Here is a 20,797-nt window from a genome sequence, read left to right as displayed (position 1 = left end):
AAGTACCGGACAGAGACTTGGATAGCCCGGTACTTATTTCAGCTTCAAACTCATATTTTTTTTCATGATTAACCATCCTTTGTTATTTTAATAGAGGATATCAATCTGAATGTAAATATTATTATAACCAAAATGTACAACCAAATAGATGAAAATTTAGCATCAGCCAGCTTAATAACACATAAAAATAATGCTGCTAATATGATAAAGCTATAAAATATGACACGGAATGTTTTCTTTTTAGGCATACTAACCACCTTTATGAATTATATGATTAACTTTATATAGATTATATAGCTGTTATTTAAAAAAATAAACATCTTATTTAAATTTTATCTTTAATGCTGTTGCAAACAAGTAAAGGGACAGGTTGATTATTTAAATCACTCTGTCCCTTTAAAATTAGTAGGAAGTACAAGCTGTCATAATAACTATTTAGTTAGGCAGTGTAGTATGAGCAATATTATCATTTGCCCTTAATGCAACGCCCTTTCTCTCGAACAATTCAGAAAGAGTTACAAATTCATAACCCTGACTCTGAAGCTTGGGTATCAATATGTCAAGAGCTTCAGGCGTTGGATGAGGCAATGGCTGAACATCATGCATCAAGAGTATTGTGCCGTCTCTAGCACCTGCAATAATGGCATTTGCCCTATCGGCAGCAGATGTTGATGTGCTCCAGTCATTACAAGTAACACCCTGTACAAATGTTAAATCAACAGCATCATATAGAGTCTGGCTATAATTTAGGTTTGGTGCACGGAAGAACTTGGGTGTTACACCTGCATATTGTTTAATAGCAGCTTGTGTTTTACTGATAGAATCTTTTATTGCTGATGATGACATGCCACCCATATTATCATATCCCCATGAGTGATTTCCTATCTCATGGCCTGAATCCACAATTCTTTTAATAATAGCGGATGTACCACTGTTTACTTTTTGGCCGATCATCATAAATGTTGCGGGGACTTTATATTTATCAAGTTTGTCAAGCACTTTTGCTGTAAGAGTATTATCCGGACCATCATCAAATGTCAATGCAAGAAGCTTTGCATTAGGGTTTTTTGATACAGTTGGTGAAACTGCCTTTGTTGGTGTAGGTGTTGGTGGAGCTTTTGTTGTTGGATTTGATGAAGTTTTAGTTACCGGTTTATTAAAATTCTGTGCAATAATAAGAACATCTGCCATGTTTATAGCACCATCTTCATTAAGATCGAAAGCTGCATTATATTTTGGAAAGCTGGGAGTCGCATTGAAAGATGTTGCTACAAGTAAAACATCTGCCATGTTTATAATTCCGTCATCATTGAGATCACCTTTTAATGATGGAACTGTGATTGGTGGAGTAGTTGGGTTTGGTATTGATGAAGAGTTTAAAGCATCTGCTAAAGCTTTTTGTATTGCATAATATGCCGGTTTTTTCTGCCCGTTGTCATTGAAAATTAATGGAGCTATTGCTCTGTCTTCAGGAGAATCCGGATTTATACGCCATGACTGAGAATCCCTTATGCCCCATACCTGGAGGGCTCTGCAGTAAGGTTGTTCTGCACATGCTTTTGCTATCCACCCGTATATTTCAGCCTGTTTTGCAAGTCCGGCCTGTGTTGTATCTGAACAGCCTACATCCATTTCAGTTACATAACTTTCAACGCCTATATCTGCTAATTTCTGCATTTGATCAGCAAATCTTTGGGCATCTGCCTCAGTAAAGCTAGGTCCCAAATGCATTTGAAAACCCACACCGTCAATTGGAATGTTGCGGCTCTTAAAATCCTTTACCATTGCATAAACACCATCAAATTTGGCAGGTCTGGTTTCTAAATCATATTCGTTATACACTAGTTTAGCATTTGGATCAGCTTTGCGAGCAGCAATAAATGCATCCTCAATATACTGTTTGCCCTGCTTTTGTCCAAAGACAGAAGCACCATCCTGACCATTGGATCCAATTGCATTAATACGATATGTTCCATCTTTTTGAAATGCTTCATTTACAACATCCCAGGCATAAATTTTACCTTTATAATGTGTACCGACAGCATTTATGTATGATTCCATCATGCTCTTGGTTCCGTCTACCCAGCCTGGGTTATACTTATGCCACACAAAAGCATGACCATGAACAACCATATCATTGGCTTTGGCGAAATTAACCAAACTATCCCCGCCGCTGTAATTATACTGACCTCTGCTTGGAGATATTGTGCCAATTTTCATGTTATTCTCACATGTAACAATATCAAATTCTTTTTTTACAATATCTTGGTCACTAATGCTAAAATTTCCCGGGATCGCAGCACCGACATAAAATTCATGGCCTTTAGCCCTTATTTTTTCTGCTAAAACACGAAGAGGCTGATTGTTTGTGGATCCTGAAGGTTGTACAGAAGGTTGTGTTGAAGGCTTTATAGAAGGCTGGGTTGAAGGCTTTATAGAAGGCTGGGTTGAAGGCTGTGTTGAGGGAGCTGGGCCGCCGACATTAAGATTCATTTTAGTCATATCAGCTTTTCCGCTGCTTTGATATCCCTCTACAACCATTGAGACTTCGTACATCTTGCCCATCTTCATTCCTTTAGCTTCCCATGCTTTAAAGTGTTCGCTGACACTTATGGTTCCGCTTGTTCTTTTAGATGTGCATATACTCCAATACTGCTGAAAAGTTGTGTTACCCTTAATAGAAGGTCCAGTTCTGGAGTTTTGGTATATTTCATATGTACGTCCATCAACAGTAACTGTTCCCTTCATCGCTATACCATTTCCCGGTGGCTTCCAGGTACCATAGCTATCTATAATGTAATATTCTACAAGAGGATCTTCCGTCCACCCATAGACAGCCATGTATGAGTTGCCGTTGGGCTGGTAGTTGCAAGAGTAGTCAATTGAGATATTACCATATTCCTGATAAGTCTTTGTAGAGCCTAGTTTCTTACCGGTACGGAATAATATATTATTGATGTTACTCCATGAGCAACTAAATGTGCCACCCCCATTGAGTGTCATAGTACCGGTACCGTTATCTTTCCAATATTCATAGTTATAGCCGTCAATGGTACCGGTGGCATTTGATGTAAGCGTTGTGGCTGCTTGTACGGTCGCTGGAAACAAGGAAAACAACATGGCAAGACTCATAAAGATTGAAAAAACTACCTTCATTCTCTGTTTCATTTTACACTCTCCTTTCGCTTTTGAACTTTTGTTTAACTATAAAACTTCACCTTCTTTCTATAAATTTGTACTACGGAAAAATATGTTATATTATGAATGTATCATAAGTAATAACATATTTCCATAAGACTTTTTTTACTAGAAAATAAAACCTCTAATTGGATTACTATTAAAAAACTGTTAAATTAAATAAGAAAAGATGAATACAAGAACGGTAGCTTGTATTGAGCTTAAAAAGCAGGGATTCCAGCAAAACTCCGGCACACGATATTCAGCAAGAAACCTCGCATAGTAAGGTCCTGCCTAAATAAAATGCTGAAACAGCATTTTTTAAAAAACTCTTTATAAAGGGTATAGGCAGAAAGTGGGTTCATGCTTTTACCGTAATCTTGCAGTATTGAGTTATTGCAGTATTCTATATTTATGATATAATTAAATATATGTTCTTTTTTATTTTCATGCTATTAAAATTTAATATTTTTTCCTAATTTTATTATGATTATTACTATTCTATTCTAATATTATCAATCTGGTAATAGGCATTAAGTTTAAATTAGCAGTGAATCATGAGTGATGCATTATATTCGACTGGAGATGAAGAATATGAAAGATTTCAAATGGTATACACTGTTTTTAATTATATTATGTTTGAATCTAATTATGGTGTCTTGTGGAAGACCAGATACGAGTAAAACATCAGGAGCAAAGAAACTCACGGTAGGATTTTCACAAGTGGGTGCAGAATCTGTATGGAGGATTACCAATACAATTTCAATAAAAAAGGCAGCTGAAGAAGCCGGAATAAATCTTATATTTAAGGATGCACAGCAGAAACAGGAAAATCAGATTACTGCCATCCGTTCATTTATTGCCCAAAAGGTAGATTTCATTGCATTTTCGCCAGTCGTTGATAATGGATGGGATGTAGTGCTGATGGAAGCAAAAGATGCAGGCATACCTGTTATTCTGGTTGACCGCAAGGCCAATGTTGAGCAGTCACTGTATGTTACGTTAATTGGTTCAGATTTTTATGAAGAAGGGGTAAATGCCTGTAAGAGAATGGCTAAGCTTCTAAATGAAACTGGAAATATTGTAGAAATCCAAGGAAATACAGGCTCGGACCCTGCAATAAAAAGAAAAAAGGGGTTTCAAGATCAGCTTGTAAACTATCCTAATATGAAAATTGTTAAATCAGAGACAGGAGATTTTTTTAGGCAAAGAGGCAAAGAAGTGATGGCATATTTTTTGAAGGATGATGCAAAAAAGATAGATGCGGCATTTATACATAATGATGACATGGCTTTGGGTGCAATTGAAGCAATTGATGAATACGGATTAAGACCTGGCAAGGACATTAAGATAGTATCAGTGGATGCAGTTTCGCAGGATATATTCAACGCAATTTTGGAAGGCAAATCTAATGTTACTGTAGAGTGCAGTCCAAATCTCGGTCCGCAGTTATTTGAAACCATCAAAAAAATTGCCTCGGGTGAAAAGGTGGAGAAGTGGATCAAAACAAATGAGGGAATTTTTGATATGGAAAATGCCAAAGAAAAGTTAGAATTACTCAAACAGCAATGATTGAGTTTATCCGAGTAAGGGATGGTGGATTGTGATAAAATTCAATTTTCCGATAACTTTGAAATCAAAGATTCATTCTATAGAAGAAAAAATCAATGATCAAGTGAATCGAGCCAGGTTACCAATTCGGAAGAAAATATTTTTTTCATTCCTGATTTTAATTTTTTTATTAACTTATCTATCAGCCATGATATATAAAAGTGCTTATGACAATGAGACGAAATATAATAGGATTATAACAAATCTTACAACTGCAAACAGCATTATAACAGTGGCCAAGGATGAGCTCTCTCCGGAAATTAGAGAAATATGTTATGGTAGACAAAAATTTCAGGATGGTAGGCATATTGAAATCATTCAAAGTATCAAAAAAAATCTGGAGGATATTTCAAAGAATGTCGAAACAGATGAAAGCAAAGCAAAAATAGGAACTGTAAAGAGTACGGTCGCTACATTAGAGGAACAGATCGATAAAATAGGTCAAAAGATAAAAGCAAACAAGTCATTTACAGAGATTTCGGCATCATGGGAAAATCTCAATGTAATTATCAATACCATGAGTGATAATATACAGGATTTCCTTCTCAATGAGCTGAATTATTGTGAATTAGTCAAGGCACAAGTACATAATGAATTTAAAATCAATGGTATCATTAATATTATCTATATCATAGGAGTCATTGTTTTATCATTGTTCATTTCATTTATTATATCCAATAATATTTCGATGCCTGTAAAAAAACTTTGCAAAATGACGTCGATGGTTGCAGCTGGTAATCTCAATGTGGATGAAATCAATGTAAGCTCAAATGATGAAATTGAGGAGCTGGCAAAATCGTTTAATGTGATGATGAGCAAACTCAAGGAAAGGACCAGCCAGCTTACACAATCCAATGATATGCTTCAAAGAACCAATGAACAGCTGGTTGAAGTAAATCAACAGCTTGATGAATATTCAAAACAAAGTATGAATGACAATATTATGCTGAAAAAAACATTAGAGACCCTTCAGATAACTCAGGCACAACTTGTTCAGTCTGAAAAGATGACTGCTACGGGCAGGTTGGTAGCTGGTATTGCACATGAAATCAATACACCTATTGGGATTGTACTTACTGCATCTTCACACCTTAATAACAAAACCGAGGAGTTCACATCATTGGTCCATAGTGATCACATAAAAAAATCCCAACTTGTAGATTATGCTGATATGTGTGTTAAAACAACAGAAATCATTCAGATTAATTTGAAAAGAGCGGCAAAACTTGTTTCAAGCTTTAAACAGGTTACGGTGGATCAGGTATCTGAAGAAAAGAGACCGTTTTATGTTAAAGAGTATTTTGAAATGATTGTTTTTTCATTACAGCCTCAATTTAAAAAAACACGACTTGTTATAAATCTTGAATGTGATCCGTCTTTGATGATCGATAGTTTTCCTGGTGCTTTTTCACAAATACTCACCAACTTTTTGATGAATTCTTTACTGCATGCATATGGTGAAGATGATGAGGGTATTATCAAGATTGAATTTAAGAAAGAGGAATCTATGTTCATTTTAATATACTCTGATGATGGGCAGGGAATCAGAGAAGATGATTTAGGGAAAATATTTGATCCTTTCTTCACGACAAAAGGATGGGGCGTCGGTACGGGTTTGGGATTGAATATTGTTTACAACATTGTAACAAAAATGCTGAGGGGTTCTATTGTGTGTGAAAGCACCGTTGGGGATGGGGTGACCTTTATTATTGATTTCCCCTGTTAATTGGTTGAATCATGATGTTGGTCAGTCGTTTGAAAATCTTGATTGTCATTTCATAATGAAGCAAAAGTGTGATATTAAAAAATAAGCTACTATAACCACCTTCCAGCCTATCTCAAAAAGTTATTATGTGGATTTCTTTATGTAAGGTTTATATTTAATCGTGAATATTAAGTTCCTGATTGTGATGTGCTTCCCGTGAGGCAGACAGTTAAAAAGATAAAACTGTTTATCACAATGAGGAGCTTTTTTCTTTCAAGGTGTAAATAAGGTGTATATAAGCTAAGAAAGAGAAAATATAATTAGTCAATAATCTTGAAACTGCTTATTTACAACGAGTCGGAGTGAGAGGACTCGAACCTCCGGCTTCTTGGTCCCGAACCAAGCGCTCTACCACCTGAGCCACACCCCGATTTATTATAAAAATTAATTGATTTTTAAAAGACATTATATATTATAAAGTATTTAGCAAGAAATCTCAAGAATATTTTAATGGTAAAAAGAAAATATTGCAATTATTATATAAATTGCTAATATTTAAGTAAGGAATGACTATAGAGATGTTTTGGAAGGAGAATTAGTATGAATAGACCAGTTATCGGTATAACAATGGGAGATCCGGCAGGCATAGGACCTGAAATAGTTTTAAAAGCAATGAAAAACAGTGAATTATATTGCATATGCAAGCCTTTGGTGATAGGAAATGCGGAGATTTTAAATAGAGCTGACGCAATCGTTAAGTCGGGGCTAAACATCAATGTTGTTACTGATGCTGAAAAAGGAAGCTATTGCTGTGGTACTGTAGATGTTATTGACATTGAAGGGGTTAATATCAGCGGAATTAAGTTCGGACAGGTATCAAGCGATGCCGGTTGGGCTGCATACAAGACAATAGAAAAATCTGTTGAGTTGGCCAAGGAAGGGCATATCACAGCTATTGCTACAGCACCGATAAATAAGGAAGCAATAAAAAAAGCCAATATAGATTTTATCGGACATACTGAAATGCTGGCAGGTCTTACAGCAACCAATGATCCACTAACCATGTTTCAGGTTGGAAACCTTAGGGTGTTTTTTCTTTCCAGGCATGTATCACTAAAAAAAGCTTGTGATTTGGTTACGAAAGACAGAATAATAAATTATGTTATGAGACTTTATAATGCGTTAAAAGTACTTGGCGTAGACAGAAAGAAAATTGCCATTGCAGGGCTCAATCCCCACAGCGGTGAACATGGTCTTTTTGGGGATGAAGAAGTTAGAGAAATAGAGCCTGCTGTAGAGTATTTAAGGGATAAGAGAATAGATGTAGAAGGGCCTATAGCTGCCGACTCAGTATATTATCTGGCACTAAAAGGTAAGTATGATGCTGTTCTGTCACTTTATCATGATCAGGGACATATTGCTACAAAGATGGTTGATTTTGAAAGAACAATTTCTTTGACAATCGGACTCCCTTTCTTAAGAACATCTGTTGATCATGGAACTGCTTTTGATATTGCGGGTAAAGGCCTGGCGAGCTCTGTAAGTATGGAGGAGGCCATAAGGCTTGCAGTAATTTACGGTAAAAAATACTCTGCATGAAAAGTTCATTTTTCGGAACAAATGAATTAAGGGAATGATTAAATATTTCGCATATTATTACACAATATACCATAACATCAATAAAATTACTTAATCATATGCCATTGCTTGCCTTGAAGTAAGTTTATGTTGCTAAAAATCATTATATTGGGTATTATAAGTAGTGGGAGAATATAATATGATAAATAAAATAAGTGATGAAATACTATTAAGTGTTGAAAAGCCTTCTAGATATACGGGCAATGAATGGAACAGTATTAAAAAAGATATTTCCAACATAAAGATACGTTTTGCATTTTGTTTTCCAGATGTTTATGAAGTAGGAATGTCACATTTGGGAATGAAAATATTGTATCATCTTATTAATAAAAGGGATGATGCATATTGTGAAAGGGTATTTGTCCCTTGGGTTGATATGGAAGCAAAAATGAGGGAAAAGAGTATTCCTCTATTTGCATTGGAAACCAAAAGTCCTGTTAAAGATTTTGATATATTGGGTTTTACCCTGCAGTATGAGATGTGTTATACAAACATACTAAATGCACTTGACCTTTCGGGGATACCCGTTTTAAGCAGTGAAAGAACTAATAAACATCCATTTGTATGTGCAGGAGGACCATGTGCTTACAATCCCGAGCCTTTAGCTGAGTTTATAGACTTTTTTGTGTTGGGTGAGGGCGAAGAGGTTTTGCATGATGTACTTGATGCATATTCTTTATGGAAAGATCAAAATGCTTCAAGGCAAGAATATTTAGAAAAAATTTCTAAAATTGAAGGCGTTTATGTACCTTCATTTTATGATGTAAAATATAAAGAAGACGGAACTATTGAAAAGTTTATACCCAAGAAAAAGGATTATCCTGAGGTTATAAAGAAAAGAATAATAAAAGATCTGGATAATACATTTTTCCCAGAAGAAATCATAGTTCCATTTACTGATATAGTTCATGACAGGGTTATGCTGGAGCTTTTCAGAGGCTGTATTAGAGGCTGCAGATTCTGTCAGGCAGGTTTTATATACAGACCTGTCAGGGAAAGAAGCACTGAAAAACTATCGGAGACTGCAAAAAAATTAATAGATAGTTCGGGGTACGATGAAATATCCCTTACTTCCTTAAGTACAAGCGATTATACCAATTTGCCAGACTTGACCGGGAAGCTTATCGAGGAGATGGAAAAGAGAAAGGTTAATCTTTCGTTGCCATCCCTTAGAATAGATTCTTTTTCTCTTGATTTAATGGAGAAGGCACAGAAAGTTAGAAAAAGCGGACTTACCTTTGCTCCGGAGGCAGGAACTCAGAGGCTTAGGGACGTAATTAATAAGGGAGTTACTGAGGAGGATCTGATAAAATCCGCTACACTGGCATTCAGCGGCGGATGGAATGGGGTCAAGCTCTATTTTATGATTGGACTACCTACAGAAACAATGGAAGATGTAGAAGGCATTGCTGATCTTGGAAACAAGGTTGTGGATGCGTATATGAGCGTTCCTAAGGAGAAAAGAGGAAAAGGGCTTAATGTTACCATCAGCACTTCTTCTTTTGTACCTAAGCCCTTTACACCATTTCAATGGGAGCCTCAGGATTTCATTGAAACATTTACCGAGAAGCAAAAGACATTAAAAAGTAAGATTAAAAATAAATATATAAGCTATAACTGGCATGACTCCAAGCTCAGCCTTTTAGAGGCGGTTTTTGCCAGAGGTGACAGACGCTTATGCAAGGTTTTGTTAAGAGCTTGGGAAAAAGGATGCAAATTTGATGCGTGGGGCGAGCATTTTAAGTACGATGCGTGGATGGAAGCTTTTTTGGAAAACGGTGTAGATGTACATTTTTATGCAAATAGGAAAAGAAGCTACGATGAGATACTACCGTGGGATCACATAGATATTGGCGTTTCAAAAGACTTTTTCATTAATGAAATGGAAAAGGCAAAAGCTGAGGAATTGACATCCAATTGCAGGACGGGATGTTCTGGCTGTGGGCTGCTGTTTTTGAGGGAGGAGTCTGTATTGAATAGTATAAGGGTTAAGTTTGTACGTGGGGAAGAGGTTAAATATATATCCCATCTTGATATGATGAAGCTTTTTGAAAGGGCAGCAAGAAGGTCGAACCTTCCAATATCATACTCCCAGGGCTTTAACCCTCATCCTAATATGGTATTTGGATTGCCTTTATCTGTCGGTGTTACGAGTGAAAGTGAGTATGGGGACTTTGAACTTTCATACAGCATGGAGCCAAGTGAATTTTTAAATCAATATAACGGCAATTTGCCTGATGGACTAAAGATAATGGATGCAATGGATAAAACTACAAAATCCAATATTATGGCGACTATAGCTGCTGCTGATTATGAAATTCTTGTATCTTCCGATAAGAAATATGGTATGGATTTTATAAATGGTACCATTAGTAATATAATGTCCAAGGATAATATATTTGTGAGCAAGGAAAGTAAGAAGAGTAAAAAGGATGTGGATATAAGGCCAATGATCCATAGTCTTAAGGCTATGATGATATATAATTTGGAAAATGGTGCTGATCATAGTGACATAAAAAGCAATGAGGAATTGATTTCTAATCCCTTTATGATTAATTACATTAAAGGGCTTTATAAATATGAACCAGGAATTTTAAGCTACGATGTAAAGAATTTATTCTGCATTTCTGCAAAACTGAGTGCCGGAAGCAAGTCTAATTTAAAACCGGATTTATTGATTTCAGCTTTTAATTTATTGTCAAATATGGAGTTAAAACTTGTAAAAGTTCATAGAACAGGGCTTTATATTGAGAGAGATAGCAGGATACTAAATCCTATGAGTCAAGATGCCTTGTCTTGAAGCTTAAGGAGGTTGAAATGTGGTTAATGAGATTATAGTAGATATCGGACTTGAAGAAAACAGAGTAGCAGTGTTAGAAGATAAGGAGCTTGTAGAGATATACATTGAGCGACCTCACCAGGAAAGGCTTGTAGGTAACATATACAGGGGGAAGGTAAGCAGTGTCCTACCAGGTATGCAAGCTGCTTTTATTGACATAGGGTATGAAAAAAATGCATTTTTATACGTAGGAGATGCAGTTTCACAAAAAGAATTTACAGAAGAAGACGATGATGTCTATCATGAATTAAGGGGATATAATATTGATGAGCTTTTAAGGCCAGGACAGGAGATTACTGTGCAGGTGACGAAGGAGCCTATTGGAACCAAGGGGCCAAGGGTCACCACACACATAACCTTGCCTGGAAGACAGCTGGTTTTGCTGCCTAATGCTGATTACATAGGTATTTCCAGAAGGATTGAGAATGAGGAAGAGCGAAACAGGCTAAAGAAAATGGCCGAAAAAATCAAGCCTAAAGGAATGGGACTTATTGTAAGGACGGCATATGAGAGCAAAAGTACTGAAGACTTATCAAGTGATCTGAACTTCCTCATTAAGCTTTGGGAGAAAATAAAGCAAAAGGAGAGAAGCGGGCCTACACCGAGGTGTATTCATAAGGATATAAGCCTTATTTACAGGGCAGTAAGGGATTTGTTTACATGGAATGTGGATAAATTTATAATTAATGACAGACAGGAATACTCAAAGGTTTTAGAGCTTGTTGAAATGGCTTCCCCTGCACTTAAATTGCGGGTTGAGTATTTCAGCAAAAGTATCGATCTTTTTGAATATTACCAAATTGAACCTAAAATATCCAAAGCACTTGCCAGGAAAATATGGTTAAAGTGCGGAGGTTACCTGGTTTTGGATCATACTGAAGCACTGACGGTTATAGATGTTAATACAGGTAAATACGTTGGCGGAAGCAATTTGGAAGATACCGTCCTTAAGACTAATCTTGAGGCTGCAAAGGAGATAGCAAAACAGTTAAGGCTAAGAGATATTGGAGGCATCATAATCATTGACTTCATTGATATGAGGGAGCCTCAGCATCAGCAGCAGGTTATGGATACATTGAAGCAGGCTTTGAAAAGAGACCGGACAAAGACTACTGTTGTTGGGATGACCGGGCTAGGGCTCATAGAAATGACGAGAAAGAAAATAAGGCAAGGGCTTGCCTCGGTTATGCATTCCGACTGCCCTTACTGTGATGGTATAGGAAAGATATTGTCACCTGAGTCCATCGCTAGAAATGTTGAGAAAGAAATAAACAGATACTTTACTCAAACTATAGCAAATGCAATACAAGTTGAGGTTCATCCTTCAGTCGCAGCTATTCTTACAGGTGCGGATGGACAATCACTTTCAAGGATGGAGAAAACATTCAATAAAAGGATTGTAGTTAAGGAATCCAAAGAGGTTAAACACGAGGAGATAAAGATAAAAGAGATTGACATCAATTCACTGTTGTGATAATATATTTTGGTGGCCGCACGGCAAAGGCATTAAATGCAATTTTATTAGGTTGCTGCCCAGGCTGGCGAGTTTTGGATTAAGGAGGTGTTCCAATGTACGCTGTTATTGAAACTGGTGGAAAACAGTACAAGGTTCAAGAAGGTGATGTTGTTTTCATTGAAAAGCTTACTGCAGATGAAGGAGCAGCTGTTACTTTTGATAAGGTTCTTGCTGTATCAAAAGAAGGTGGCGTAAGCTTTGGCAGTCCGTTAGTTGCTAATGCAACTGTAAGTGGTAAGGTTTTATCACACGGAAAAGATAAGAAAATTATCATTTTCAAATATAAGCCTAAAAAAGGTTATAGGAAGAAACAAGGACATAGACAACCATACACAAAGGTTCAGATTGAAAAGATCAATGCCTAATAGGTTGTGGTCCTGAAAAAGGATTTTATGGTTAAGATTCATATAGTCAGGGATAAGGAAGGGTTTATCCGGGAATACGAGATTAAAGGACATGCGGGATCAGGTAAACATGGACAGGATATCGTGTGTGCAGCTGTTTCGGTTATTGCTTATACGGGTATAAATGCCCTGGATGAGTTGGCTGGCATCAAGCTTTATGAGGATAATGGCACTAATCGGTTCATTGAAAAAGATGGATATATGAAGTGTGTATTACCTTGTGATATTGATCCTGAAAAGAGACAAACCGTTAAAGTTATCCTTGATACTATGGCAGTAGGATTTAAACAATTGATAGAAACACCTGAATATAGAAGGTATGTATCGATTTTGGATGAGGAGGTGTAGATGTGATTAGAGTTAATTTACAATTGTTCGCCCATAAAAAAGGGGTTGGTAGCTCCAGAAACGGACGTGACAGTGAATCTAAAAGACTTGGTGTCAAAAGAGGTGACGGTCAGTTCGTACTTGCAGGAAACATTCTTGTAAGGCAAAGAGGAACGAAGATTTATCCGGGGACAAACGTGGGAATCGGTAGTGATGATACACTCTATGCACTGGTAGATGGAAAGGTTAAGTTCGGAAGACTTAACAAAGATAAAAAGCAGGTTAGTATAGTTCAAGCATAATATTAAAACAAAAATCCCGGTTAATCCGGGATTTATTTGTATCCAGAGAATTATTGTGTAGAATATACCATAATTTCTCACAACAACAATCAAAGTTGAAAAAATCATTTCATGATTTTTTATAATGTTTTGTGGAATAATAAACTGATTGCTATTTCATTGTAGTCGGTAATAGGAGTTGAAAACCCATGTTTATAGACAGTGCACGTATATATATAAAAGCCGGTGACGGCGGAAACGGTGTAGTATCTTTCCACAGAGAGAAATATAAGCCTTCGGGAGGGCCTGATGGCGGCGATGGAGGTAATGGCGGTGATGTTGTTTTTGTTGTTGACGAAGGCAGCAGGACATTAGCCGATTTTAGATATAAGAGGCATTATAAGGCGGATGCCGGGCAGGATGGAGGAGCTGCAAACTGCACAGGTAGAAGTGCTGAAGATCTTATAGTAAAGGTACCTCAGGGTACTGTAGTTAAAGATGAGGAAACAGGCAGGATTATTGCTGATCTGACGAAACCGGGGCAAACTGCAATTATAGCCAAGGGCGGCAGGGGAGGTAAAGGGAACCAGCACTTTGCAACACCTACAAGGCAAATTCCCAGCTTTGCAAAAGCAGGCGATCAGGGAGATGAAAAATGGGTTTTGCTTGAGTTAAAACTTTTGGCGGATGTAGGGCTTTTAGGTTTCCCCAATGTAGGTAAGTCTACCCTTTTATCTGTTGTATCGGCGGCTAAACCCAAGATTGCAGACTACCACTTTACTACAATAGAGCCCAACTTAGGAGTTGTTAGCATGCCCGGCATTGATAGCTTTGTCATTGCCGACATACCTGGGCTTATAGAGGGTGCCCATGCAGGAACGGGACTTGGGCATGAGTTTTTAAGGCATGTTGAAAGAACCAAATTACTTATACATGTAGTTGATATTTCAGCAACAGAGTATAGAGATCCTGTTGAAGATTTTAAGATAATAAATGAAGAGTTAAGGAAATACAACCAGCAGCTTTCTGAGAGACCTCAGATAGTGGCAGCAAATAAAATGGATGTTACAGGTGCTGAGGATAACCTGAAAAAGTTTCGCGATGCAATAGAGCCCCTTGGGTATAGAGTTTTCCCCATATCTGCTGCATCAAAACAGGGTATAAAAGATCTCATATATGCTGCTGCAGAAATGCTTAAGACCATACCGGACAGTATTCTGATATCTGAAACAGAAACTGAAGTTGTGTACACTGCAGAGGAAGAAAAGCCTTTTGAGATAAGAAGAGAGAACAACACCTTCATAGTGGAGGGCAAGTGGATAAAGAAATTGGTTGCATCAACCAACTTTGGAAACTATGAATCACTGCAGTATTTTCAAAGAGCCATTAAAAAGAAAGGTATCGTTGATGAGTTGGAGAAGCTGGGCGTTAATGAAGGCGATACTGTTAAGGTTCATGACTGGGAATTTGAGTATATGAGATAAAATGGAAAAATAGGACTAAAGTAGTACTAAAATAGGACTATAGAATATTAATATCATACTGGACAAGTTATATTTCTATGATGTAAAATATTTATATAAATATACTTAATTTAGTAAATAGTAATTTTGTTATGAATACGGTGAGGGGATAGAATGTAGTTCTATCCTTTTTTAATCCGGCTATAGTAAATTATATGTATGTTAAAAGTGTTAATAATCTTGTATGTATTACTTTTAATGTATATAAAGATTTAACGGACTTTAATTAATTAAGGAGTGCAAGGAATGTTAACAGGAAAACAAAGAAGCTTTTTAAGGGCATTGGCAAATGACGTTGAACCTATTTTTCAGATAGGAAAGGGAGGTTTAAACGACAATATGATTATACAATTTAACGATGCCTTAGAAGCAAGAGAGCTTGTTAAAGTATCGGTTTTAAAGAATTCTCTTGAAGATACCAAGGAATTATGTAATGAGGCTGCAAGGCTTACAGGTGCAGATGTTGTACAGGTTATAGGCAAAAAGTTTGTTTTATATAAAGAATCAACTAAAAATAAGGTCATTGACTTGCCATAGATAAATGTAAAGCAGAAGTAACAACAAAAACAACATAGAGCATTATAGTAAATATATATAGAACCATATACATTGAATTAACATAAACTATTCTGGAAAAGTAATTATTTAGTACTTGTTTTAGAAGTAGAGGTTAGTCCCAGGCTATATCCTAGGGTTGAAAAAAGAATGTAAGATGGGAGAATTGCTATGAGTGAAGAGTTGTTTGAAAGTTGCAAAGAGCAAGATTTTAACGGTACTGTTGAATCATCAGTATTAATTGACAAGATTGAAGAAGCATACAAGGTCTATGAATCTTGTGAAACGTCTCTAGATAAATGGATAGATGATTATGGCGAGTATAAGATTGCCAAACTCAGATTGGAGTTTTTAAGGCATGAGTTGATTAATTTAATAAAAGCCGCTGAAGAAAAAGGAATTGATGTAGGTGATGATATTAAGAGTGCATTTTTTAAAGAACTTGAGGATGAAAGCCCCAAGCTTTGAAGAAATATTAGGGTATATAATGCCCTAATATTACATAAGTTAGACTTTATTTCTATTTTGCATGAGTATTTCGATGATTTCCGAGTAAATTTCCTGCGGGAATGATTGGAAGTTATCACAAATTTTACGGGCATCGCTTTTAGTTCCAACAGTTATATTTAAGTTTATAAGTGAAAAATCATCCTCATTTATCTTGCATGTCACTACAAATTGGTTGTCATTCTCAGGCGAAAAATCTGAAATTACAGAGGTTTCATTTTTAATCTTTTTTCGTATACTTGATGAAGCTTCATCTATCCTGCTTTTTACACCTAAAGGAATGTGATTTATGAAATAGTTCAATATTTCTCTACCTTTATCGGTAATTCTAAAATATACCTTTCCCTCTGTGCTTTCGGATTGTAAAAGGTTTTGCTTGCATAGATCAAGTAAAAACTGCTGAAAATAGAAGTAATTCATAAACCTGTTTTCAAGAATTATTTTAGTAATCTGGGTATTGCTAACCGGTACGTTTATTTTATTTATAACATATAGTAAAATTAGTTTTTTTTCTGCTAATTCTTGATTTTCTTCAAAATACATTGATGCCTCCATACATTGTTTGATATTATATTAATATTAAATATGAACAATGAAAGTTAATTTATTGCTTTCAATTATTATAAATATTATTCATTATATTATAATTATTATACTATATTAAAAGTGATAAATCTATTACATTTGTCTTAAGCAAATCTCGTTAAACTGTTCGTTATTTGCTCCGCCAAATGGAGAGGACCAATCGCTTTTCGTTCAGAAAGGATATCATGAAAATTACAGCCGTAGAATTGGAAAACTATATTCAGGACCTTGGTGCCACTTTCGTTGGATTCTCAGATGTTTCATCTGCGGTAGGACCGCAGTTGGAAAAGTATCCATATGCTATAACAGTTGGAATAAGGTTATCTTCTTCTATTATAGATGAAATTGATAATAAGCCTACATTTACCTATTTTAGCCACTACAGATCTGTTAATTTTTTTATAGACCAACTTACATTAAAGATTATGTTATTTTTGCAGGAAAAAGGGTATAATGCATATACAGTACCTGCATCACAATCTATTCCTGATGCAGTAGTGCCTTACAGTGGCGTATTTCCCCACAAGACAGGTGCTGTTTTAGCCGGATTGGGCTGGATTGGAAAGAACGGACTTTTTATACACAGGGATTATGGACCGGCAGTCAGATTGGGTACAGTATTGACGGATCTGGAGCTCAAATCCCCAAATGATGTTATGGAAAGCCAATGCGGTGAGTGCAGCAAATGTGTTAAGGCATGTCCTGCTTACGCTTTAACAGGTAGTCAGTGGCGTATTGGAATGGACCGCAGTGCTGTAATCGATGCCAGAGCTTGTTCTACCTATATGAATAGCAATTTCAAGCATATAGGAAGGGGGTCGGTTTGCGGAATATGTATAAACGTTTGCCCCTACAGGAAAGCTGCTAAATAGGCATGGGATTATTCTAGAGAGGAAGCAGGGATTACTATGAACGTTTATGACACAATTAACAACAGGGTTAGTATAAGATCCTATAAAAGTGACAAAGTTGAACTGGAAAAGGTGAAAAAAATTATTGATGTTGCCTGCATGGCACCATCTTGGGGAAACAAACAATGCTGGAGATTTATTATAGTCGATAGTATGGTTGAAAAAAATCTACTGGGTAAAGCTTCAAACCAGCCGGTTATTGCAAAGGCGTGTATTGAAGCACCATATGTTATTGTACTATGTGCGAACCCCAAGGAGTCAGGGGTTAAAAATGGAATTGAGTACTATGCGTTTGATAGTGCTTTGGCCATGGAAAACCTCGTGTTGGCGGCAATGGCAGAAGATTTGTCTACATGTGTGGTAGGATGGTTTGATGAAAGAGTTGTTAAAGGAATATTAAACATACCTGAAAATATAAAAGTGATTGCATATACACCATTAGGATATGCCAATGAAATACCAAAGCATTCTACCAGAAAGAAACCGGAGCAGACCGTTTTTTACAACACATGGGAAGCACCGCTTAAGAATGGCTAGAAAATATCCAATAAATTTAATACCTAAATGGAGAAACGAAAATGGCTAAACAATTATGGAAACCATCAACAATATTAAATCCTGTGCCAGCTGTTCTAGTAACATGTGCAGACAAAGATGGGAAACCCAATGCTATAACTATAGCATGGGCTGGTACAATCAACTCCAACCCGCCCATGTTATCCATATCAGTAAGAAAGGAGAGGTATTCACATGGTTTGATTAAGGAGAAGGGCCAATTTGTGGTAAACCTTACAACTGAGGAGCTTGCATTTGCTACAGATTTTTGCGGAGTAAAATCGGGCAGAGATATGGATAAATTTAAGCACCTGAAATTGAATACCTTAAAAGCATCTGTAGTTGATGTACCTCTTATAAAGGAGAGTCCTGTAAATATTGAATGCATAGTCAAACAGGTGCTGGAATTAGGATCTCATGATATGTTTTTGGCAGAAATTGTTGCAGTGAATGTAGATGAGGAATTATTAAATGATGAGGGAAAGCTGTGTATTGAAAAAGCCAGGCTTATATGTTACTCTCATGGTGAGTACTGGAGCCTTAAAAAATCATTAGGCTATTTTGGTTATTCAGTAACAAAAAGAAAGAACATTAAGAGACGCAGAACTTCAAATAAATCTGCAAAGAAATAAGGCTATTATGAAAAAAATATATATATGAAAGGCGGTAATTATAATGTCATTGATCAATAACGTAGGAAAGAAGATTACGGGTGCAGGAAAGGTTGCAATAAAAGCTTCCGGAAATATGGTGCAGATAACAAAGCTCAATATGGCTATCAAATCAGAGGAGAGCAAGATTCAAGGATACATGGCGGAAATAGGAAGTGCTATATTTGATAAGTACAAAGAAGGAAAAGATATAGATTCGGATGTAAAGACCAACTGCGAAGAGATTGAGAATTGCATCAAAGCCATTGATGAATTAAGGCTAAAGATAATTGATGTAAGAGACCTTAAAAAATGCCCTGGATGCGGTAATGAAATCGATAAGGACGATGTTTTCTGTTCTAAGTGCGGAACAAAGGCTGATTAATATTTGTTTCCAAAATCACTTTGTCATTTTGTTTACCGACTACATAAGCTATATTAAAACGAACGGTTTTAACATATTTTGTTATTTTGTGATAGGCAAACGATAAGAATGATTGATATTAATAGATTTGCGACAGAAAAATGCAATTGATTTATCACTTTTAATTTAGACATAAAATAGGACAGTGGAGTCAATCAAACTCACTGTCCTATTATTATACTTATAAACAACAATTGATTGTTATTATCTTATTTTGTAGCAAGAACCTTCTTAAGCTTAGCAAACCTTGGAAGTCCATCTTCTAATGGAGGGCATGATTCTCCCTGGATCAAAGGAAGTGCATAGTCTATGAATTCCTTGTTTAATCCGTTACCTTCTTTGTTTATCCACTCTCTTGGAATTTTCTTTTCAGTGTTTGCAACATCTGTGAGGTTCAAGAGCTTAATGTTGCACTTGTAAACAGGTCCTGCTTCTCTTTCAAAAGCTACCATGTAGTCAGTCTTGCCTTCAATAGCATATTTAACAGCCATTTGACCTGCAAGATATGCTTCGTTAACGTCAGTCAATGAAGCAACGTGTGCAGCTGCTCTTTGCAACAGGCTGAACTCTATTCCTCTAACCTTTTTAGCGATTTTTTCTTTAACTATGTTAGCGAGTATGGAAGCTGTTCCACCTAACTGAGCATGTCCGAAGGAGTCTTTTGCAAGATTGGCACCCATTTCTGCTACATAAGTACCTTTTGCATCTCTACAACCTTCTGAAACAGCTATTATAACTTTTCCTGTTTCCTTGTATACTTTGTTTGTATCTTCTAAGAATTGCTCCATGCTAAAAGGAATTTCAGGCAAGTATATAAGGTCAGGTCCATTTCCTTTGTAAGCTGCAAGAGCTGCAGAAGCTGTTAACCAACCTGCATTTCTTCCCATTACTTCCAAAACTGTAATCATACCTGTATCATAAACTCTTGCATCATGATAAACTTCCATTGTAGATGTTGCGATATATTTTGCTGCACTTGCAAAACCTGGGCAGTGGTCTGTTCCATAAAGGTCATTGTCTATTGTCTTTGGAACACCCATAACTCTACACTCATAACCAACCTTCTGCATGTATTTGCTAACCTTGTTACAAGTATCCATTGAGTCATTTCCACCATTATAGAAGAAATACTTTATATTGTACTTTTTGAATACTTCAACAAGTCTCTTGTAATCTGTTTCATCTTCTTCAGCACTTTTAAGCTTGTAGCGAACAGAACCTAAAGCTGAAGATGGAGTAGTCTTTAAAAGATCCAATTCTTTAGGATCTTCCTGGCTCATATCATAAAACATTTCGTCGAGTATTCCCTTAATTCCATGAGCTGCACCATAAACTTTAGTAATACATGACTGCTTTAATGCTTCCTGAATAACACCTGCTGCACTGGCGTTTATAACTGATGTCGGTCCGCCAGACTGACCGAATATAGCTGCACCTACCAATTCACTCATTATGAGTACCTCCTTAAATATATGTAATTATTAGTTAATTTGCACGGTCACATTAAAATATAGCATAAGACAGATTAAAAAGCAATTCTATATTTGACATATATATTATGTCTTTGGGCAATAATTTTTATTATGCAT

The 20,797-nt window shown here is 36.4% G+C and carries 19 protein-coding genes and 1 tRNA gene; 15 read left to right on the top strand and 5 right to left on the bottom strand.

Annotated features, from left to right (window positions below; all coding sequences use genetic code 11):
* Positions 1-68 precede the first annotated feature (68 nt).
* Both Bccel_RS17970 and Bccel_RS31650 read right to left on the bottom strand, forming a co-directional pair.
* Positions 69-248, bottom strand: a complete 180-nt coding sequence (locus tag Bccel_RS17970; protein WP_036938860.1) for a hypothetical protein — start codon at positions 246-248, stop codon at positions 69-71.
* A gap of 187 nt (positions 249-435) precedes the next feature.
* Positions 436-3,168, bottom strand: coding sequence for an endo-1,4-beta-xylanase (locus Bccel_RS31650; RefSeq protein WP_242853081.1), 2,733 nt, complete (start codon positions 3,166-3,168; stop codon positions 436-438).
* Between the two features lie 603 nt (positions 3,169-3,771).
* Here Bccel_RS31650 and Bccel_RS17960 point away from each other — a divergent pair.
* Together Bccel_RS17960 and Bccel_RS17955 are read left to right on the top strand one after the other, a co-directional pair.
* Positions 3,772-4,749, top strand: a complete 978-nt coding sequence (locus Bccel_RS17960; RefSeq protein ID WP_050753608.1) for an ABC transporter substrate-binding protein — start codon at positions 3,772-3,774, stop codon at positions 4,747-4,749.
* 31 nt (positions 4,750-4,780) lie between these two features.
* On the top strand, positions 4,781-6,514 hold the full coding sequence (locus tag Bccel_RS17955; RefSeq protein WP_050753607.1) for a sensor histidine kinase: 1,734 nt from the start codon (positions 4,781-4,783) through the stop codon (positions 6,512-6,514).
* A gap of 336 nt (positions 6,515-6,850) precedes the next feature.
* Here Bccel_RS17955 and Bccel_RS17950 read toward each other — a convergent pair.
* Positions 6,851-6,923 (bottom strand) — tRNA-Pro (locus tag Bccel_RS17950).
* A gap of 170 nt (positions 6,924-7,093) precedes the next feature.
* Here Bccel_RS17950 and pdxA point away from each other — a divergent pair.
* The 9 genes from pdxA to Bccel_RS17900 all read left to right on the top strand — a co-directional run bounded on the left by pdxA (position 7,094) and on the right by Bccel_RS17900 (position 16,044).
* Entirely contained in the window at positions 7,094-8,092 is a 999-nt protein-coding gene (gene pdxA / locus Bccel_RS17945) for a 4-hydroxythreonine-4-phosphate dehydrogenase PdxA (protein WP_036938857.1), read from the top strand.
* A 178-nt stretch (positions 8,093-8,270) separates the two neighbouring features.
* Positions 8,271-10,931, top strand: coding sequence for a TIGR03960 family B12-binding radical SAM protein (locus Bccel_RS17940; RefSeq protein ID WP_152966042.1), 2,661 nt, complete (start codon positions 8,271-8,273; stop codon positions 10,929-10,931).
* A 19-nt stretch (positions 10,932-10,950) separates the two neighbouring features.
* Positions 10,951-12,444, top strand: a complete 1,494-nt coding sequence (locus Bccel_RS17930; protein WP_036938837.1) for an Rne/Rng family ribonuclease — start codon at positions 10,951-10,953, stop codon at positions 12,442-12,444.
* 95 nt (positions 12,445-12,539) lie between these two features.
* Positions 12,540-12,851 carry a 50S ribosomal protein L21 gene (rplU, locus tag Bccel_RS17925; RefSeq protein WP_036938834.1) on the top strand — a complete coding sequence of 104 codons (312 nt, stop codon included), beginning with the start codon at positions 12,540-12,542 and terminating at the stop codon, positions 12,849-12,851.
* A 27-nt stretch (positions 12,852-12,878) separates the two neighbouring features.
* Positions 12,879-13,238, top strand: coding sequence for a ribosomal-processing cysteine protease Prp (locus Bccel_RS17920; RefSeq protein ID WP_036938832.1), 360 nt, complete (start codon positions 12,879-12,881; stop codon positions 13,236-13,238).
* Between the two features lie 2 nt (positions 13,239-13,240).
* Entirely contained in the window at positions 13,241-13,519 is a 279-nt protein-coding gene (gene rpmA / locus Bccel_RS17915; protein WP_036938829.1) for a 50S ribosomal protein L27, read from the top strand.
* 188 nt (positions 13,520-13,707) lie between these two features.
* Positions 13,708-14,982 (top strand): GTPase ObgE, encoded by a 1,275-nt coding sequence (gene obgE, locus Bccel_RS17910; RefSeq protein WP_036938827.1) that lies wholly within the window; start codon positions 13,708-13,710, stop codon positions 14,980-14,982.
* Positions 14,983-15,267: 285 nt separating this feature from the next.
* A complete protein-coding gene (gene yhbY, locus Bccel_RS17905) occupies positions 15,268-15,558 on the top strand; it encodes a ribosome assembly RNA-binding protein YhbY (protein ID WP_036938824.1) in 291 nt (96 codons plus the stop codon).
* 189 nt (positions 15,559-15,747) lie between these two features.
* Positions 15,748-16,044: a hypothetical protein gene (locus Bccel_RS17900; protein ID WP_036938819.1), complete on the top strand. Its 297-nt coding sequence runs from the start codon at positions 15,748-15,750 to the stop codon at positions 16,042-16,044.
* A 39-nt stretch (positions 16,045-16,083) separates the two neighbouring features.
* Here the strand turns inward: Bccel_RS17900 and Bccel_RS17895 are convergent, their stop codons facing one another.
* Positions 16,084-16,626, bottom strand: a complete 543-nt coding sequence (locus tag Bccel_RS17895; protein ID WP_036938817.1) for a DUF4364 family protein — start codon at positions 16,624-16,626, stop codon at positions 16,084-16,086.
* Between the two features lie 227 nt (positions 16,627-16,853).
* On the opposite strand from Bccel_RS17895, the gene Bccel_RS17890 reads away from it, so the two are divergent.
* From Bccel_RS17890 to Bccel_RS17875, 4 genes are read left to right on the top strand one after another with little or no spacing between them, the layout of a single operon-like run.
* The gene (locus tag Bccel_RS17890; protein ID WP_036938814.1) at positions 16,854-17,540 is read left to right on the top strand and encodes a 4Fe-4S double cluster binding domain-containing protein; all 687 of its coding nucleotides are present in this window, start codon (positions 16,854-16,856) and stop codon (positions 17,538-17,540) included.
* A gap of 36 nt (positions 17,541-17,576) precedes the next feature.
* Entirely contained in the window at positions 17,577-18,116 is a 540-nt protein-coding gene (locus Bccel_RS17885; protein WP_036938812.1) for a nitroreductase family protein, read from the top strand.
* Between the two features lie 41 nt (positions 18,117-18,157).
* On the top strand, positions 18,158-18,766 hold the full coding sequence (locus tag Bccel_RS17880) for a flavin reductase family protein (protein ID WP_036938810.1): 609 nt from the start codon (positions 18,158-18,160) through the stop codon (positions 18,764-18,766).
* A 43-nt stretch (positions 18,767-18,809) separates the two neighbouring features.
* Positions 18,810-19,169, top strand: coding sequence for a zinc-ribbon domain-containing protein (locus tag Bccel_RS17875; RefSeq protein ID WP_036938807.1), 360 nt, complete (start codon positions 18,810-18,812; stop codon positions 19,167-19,169).
* A 248-nt stretch (positions 19,170-19,417) separates the two neighbouring features.
* On the opposite strand, the gene Bccel_RS17870 is transcribed toward Bccel_RS17875, so the two are convergent.
* Complete coding sequence (locus tag Bccel_RS17870; protein ID WP_036938804.1) at positions 19,418-20,659, bottom strand: 6-phosphofructokinase; 1,242 nt, start codon at positions 20,657-20,659, stop codon at positions 19,418-19,420.
* Between the last annotated feature and the right edge of the window lie 138 nt (positions 20,660-20,797).

The organism is Pseudobacteroides cellulosolvens ATCC 35603 = DSM 2933, from assembly GCF_001262605.1.
Taxonomy (GTDB): domain Bacteria; phylum Bacillota; class Clostridia; order Acetivibrionales; family DSM-2933; genus Pseudobacteroides; species Pseudobacteroides cellulosolvens.
This window is presented reverse-complemented; position numbering and strand designations above follow the sequence as displayed.